The organism is Photobacterium lucens, from assembly GCF_009873615.1.
GTDB lineage: Bacteria > Pseudomonadota > Gammaproteobacteria > Enterobacterales > Vibrionaceae > Photobacterium > Photobacterium lucens.
Genome location: NZ_SSMG01000482.1, coordinates 1 through 4,169 on the forward strand (window position 1 = coordinate 1; position 4,169 = coordinate 4,169).

The window sequence follows — 4,169 nt, forward strand, 5'->3', positions numbered from 1 at the left end:
TATCGTATGCCGCTTCGATAACGTCATCGTAAGAAATCAGGTTTTGAGTTTCCATAGATTTAGATCTGTCTCTTGGTGTGTAAGAACTGCTGATTATACTGAAACCGAGATAAGATGCGATGACTATGATGATTTGAACGAAAATTTATCAGAAAAACACCGATTAAGCGTTTTTACTATTAGTTGACGGGCTTTGATAGTATATAAGCAGATGAAGCATAAAGAATTAAGCCGTTATTGCGATTTGTTATTGCTGCTATTGTACGTTTTACGCTGTTTACGAGTATGTATTTGTAATGAAAACACTACCAATACTTGATCAATCTACGCCATTCCAAGCGCCTTATATGCCGGTATTGCTAACATTGGTAAAGCAATTACAAGCCGATTTACCTCAGCAAATACACAGTATTTATTTAAATGGTAGTGTGGCAGCACGTTGTGCCACGGTGGGAGAGTCTGATATTAATCTGACTATGGTTGTTAACTGTGAATTAACGGCATTAGAAAAGCGTACAGTCGCCACGTTGTGTGAACATATTACGTATCGTTATGATGTTGTGCCACGTGTTGATATCTGCGTTGTTACTCTCGATGAGGTCATGACTCTGAGTTCTATTTTCAAATGGGGATTTTGGCTTAAGCATTGTAGCGTATGTTTATACGGTGAAGATTTGGCGAGCAAGTTTGGTTTGTTTGAGCCAAGTTGGGAAATAGCCAAAGCCTTTAATGGCGATATAAAAGCAGTACTTGCTGATTGTCGTCAAAAAATCATGGCAACCAAAAGTGTCACTGAATATAACGCACTGTGCCGTATAGCAGGTAAGAAGATGTTACGCAGTAGCTTTATGCTGGTGGCTCATCGCACATCGAGCCTTGCTTATAGCGAGCAACAATGCGCTGATTACTTCCTTTATTTCTATCCAGAAAAAGCAGTAGAAATCGAACGTATTCAGATCTTAATTCATGGGCCGCAAGTGCCCAAAAGGGCATCACTCTTTTTAATTGAACAATTTGGTCAATGGATTGTGGCTGAGTTTGAAAAAATCGAAAAGAAAATCGGGTAAACAGCAAACTAGGTTGATATAGAAAAAGGTAATCGAGGTTTTATTTGCAGTCGTTAACAACGGGTTTTGTACTCACTCGCCAAAGTCGTGATATTAAAGGGCAAACGGAAATCATACTCTGGGTAAAAACAGAGCAAGGGCCACATCGTTTGTCTATCGTAGGTGATAATCCGGTCTTTTTTGTTCGTACAGAGCAAAGAGCACAAGCACAACAACTGTTAGCGAAAGCCAATATATCCGCTCGTTTTAACGATCTGCCGTTAAAAACTTTTCAGCATCATGCCATTTCCGCCTGTTATACCCAAACTATCCGTGACGGGTTTACCGCAACCAAAGCACTCGCTGAGGAATATATTGATGTCTTTGAGTCTGATATTCGTTTAGCCGATCGTTTTTTAATGGAGCGTTTTGTTCGTGGTGGTTTAGTTTTTACTGGCGATCATAAAGCGAAGTTAGGCTATACCGAGGTGACGAATACCAAAGTAAAACCTACCGATTATGTGCCTAAATTAAGCGTGGTTTCGCTTGATATCGAATGTTCAGAGAAGGGTGTACTTTACTCTGTGGGCTTACATAGCGAAGCGGATAGTCGAGTGATCATGGTAGGGCAAGCCCCTGATGATTATCAAGATTCCGATAACCTAGTGATTGAGTGGGTTGATGATGAAAAGGCGTTGCTACAAGCATTAGAGTCTTGGTTTACCGCATTTGATCCTGATGTGATCATCGGTTGGAATGTTATCGACTTCGATTTTCGTTTACTGCTCCATCGTGCTGAATGGAATAAAGTTAATCTTCGTATCGGACGAGGACGACAAACACCCCATTACCGACCGTCATCGCAAAACCCGAACCAAGGTTTTATTACTATTCCCGGTCGAGTGGTGATGGATGGTATTGATACCCTAAAAACCGCAACCTATAACTTCCGTTCGTGGTCGTTAGAGTCTGTTTCTCAAGAGTTATTGGGCGAAGGTAAGGCCATTCATAACGTCCATGATCGAATGGCGGAAATTAATAATATGTTCCGTCACGATAAGCTCTCACTGGCTAAATACAACTTACAGGACTGTGAGTTGGTGACGCGCATTTTTGATCATACTCACTTACTTGATTTCGCCATTGAACGTTGCCGCTTAACGGGGGTTGAGCTTGATCGTGTGGGTGGCTCTGTTGCTGCTTTTACCAATCTTTATATGCCGCAATTGCATCGTGCAGGCTATATTGCGCCAAACTTGATCAGTGATAATTGGATTGCAAGCCCCGGTGGATATGTGATGGATTCCAAGCCGGGTTTGTATGATTCAGTACTCGTTTTAGATTTTAAATCGCTATATCCATCGATCATTCGTTCTTTTCGTATCGATCCAATGGGGCTGGTGGAAGGTTTAACCTTGCAAGAGGGCAAAGCTGACGATCAAGCGATTAGTGGTTTTCGTGGTGGACGATTCCACCGAACGAAACACTTCTTACCCAAGATGATTGAAGAGTTGTGGGCTGCACGGGATCAAGCCAAGCGAGATGGTGAAAAGGCGTTCTCACAAGCCATTAAGATCATCATGAACTCGTTTTATGGTGTTCTGGGCTCTTCGGGCTGTCGTTTCTTTGATCACCGTTTAGCATCTTCTATTACCATGCGTGGTCATGAAATCATGAAACTCACGCGCGAATTGATTGAAGCCAAAGGTTATGAAGTGATTTACGGTGATACCGATTCAACCTTTGTTTCGCTTAAAAAAGCCCATTCAAAGCAAGAGGCTGATCAGATAGGCAATGATTTGGTTGAGTATATTAACCAGTGGTGGACTGATCATCTTTGCGACGAATACGGATTAACATCGGCATTAGAAATTGAGTACGAAACCCATTATCACAAGTTCCTTATGCCGACTATTCGTGGACAGGAAACGGGCAGTAAAAAGCGTTATGCTGGTTTAGTATGGCGTGGTGATAAAGAAGAAATCGTATTTAAAGGTTTAGAAACGGTACGTACCGACTGGACGCCGCTAGCCCAGCATTTTCAGCAGTCGTTATATCAAATGGTATTCCACGATCAGCCTGTTGATGATTACATTCGCGAATACACCCAGCGTACATTGGCAGGGGAGTTTGATGATCAGTTGATTTATCGCAAAAGGTTACGCCGTAACCTTGTTGATTATCAGAAAAACATTCCGCCACAGGTACGTGCAGCACGATTAGCAGATGAAATGAACGTGAAATTGGGGCGTCCAAAGCAGTATCAAAATAAAGGCACAATTGAGTACGTGTTTACTACCTCAGGGGCAGAGCCGAGTGAATATCGTCAAAGCCCAATTGATTACAATCATTACATTGATAAACAGTTAAAACCTGTTGCTGATGGGATCTTGCCATTTATTGGTAAGTACTTCGATGATATCACTGCACCACAATTGGGATTGTTTTAAGCGCGTTTATTATCTAATTTTATTGTTAAAAGATATTATCTGTTTAATAGATAATTCCTTATAATATTGAAAAATTTTTAGATAACATTTGCTATGAAAAAAACATTTAACGCGTTTCGTTACATTGGCTGGTTAGCCATTATTTGTTCGACTTTGGGATCACTGCTGCTGTTTATTGTTGGCGCAATGAAAACCTATACCGCTTTTGCGGTGGTATTTTTAAATAAGATCCCACATAACAGCTTGGCGCATTTAGATACCGCAGATATCGCGACCTATTATCTGATCAAATCGCTTGATACCTTCTTAATTGCCTTTGTCTTATTCATTTTTGCTCACGGCGTTTTTACGCTTTTCATATCTAACAAAAAGCCTACCGATGCTGACAAAGAAAATGTATTAGGGTGGATTAAAACCCCTAACATTGGTCACTTAAAGAATGTATTAGCAGAAGTGATTGTGATCATTCTTTTTGTGAAGTTTTTAGAAGCAGTATTGGTTAATTTTGATCATCTCGATTGGAAGATCTTAATTTTACCTGTATCAATATTACTTTTGAGCTTAGGTTTGAAGTTTTTAAACCTTGCGGAAGAGTCAGAAGATCGCATTGAAGAGAAAGAGTAATTTTCGTTTGATTATTGCTTTTATCAAATAATAAAAAACGCACTCATTG

The 4,169-nt window shown here is 40.4% G+C and carries 3 protein-coding genes; all 3 read left to right on the plus strand.

Features of this window, described 5'->3' with window-relative positions:
- Positions 1–296: 296 nt before the first annotated feature.
- The 3 genes from E5A76_RS19745 to E5A76_RS19755 all read left to right on the plus strand — a co-directional run bounded on the left by E5A76_RS19745 (position 297) and on the right by E5A76_RS19755 (position 4,120).
- Positions 297–1,067 carry a nucleotidyltransferase domain-containing protein gene (locus tag E5A76_RS19745; protein WP_161119969.1) on the plus strand — a complete coding sequence of 257 codons (771 nt, stop codon included), beginning with the start codon at positions 297–299 and terminating at the stop codon, positions 1,065–1,067.
- A 44-nt stretch (positions 1,068–1,111) separates the two neighbouring features.
- Positions 1,112–3,496, plus strand: a complete 2,385-nt coding sequence (locus E5A76_RS19750) for a DNA polymerase II (RefSeq protein WP_161119970.1) — start codon at positions 1,112–1,114, stop codon at positions 3,494–3,496.
- A 93-nt stretch (positions 3,497–3,589) separates the two neighbouring features.
- Entirely contained in the window at positions 3,590–4,120 is a 531-nt protein-coding gene (locus E5A76_RS19755; protein WP_161119971.1) for a YqhA family protein, read from the plus strand.
- Positions 4,121–4,169: the final 49 nt, after the last annotated feature.

Coding starts and splice junctions, on each gene's coding strand:
- E5A76_RS19745 (WP_161119969.1), top strand. CDS start 297: ATGAAAACACTACCAATACTTGATCAATCTACGCCATTCCAAGCGCCT.
- E5A76_RS19755 (WP_161119971.1), top strand. CDS start 3,590: ATGAAAAAAACATTTAACGCGTTTCGTTACATTGGCTGGTTAGCCATT.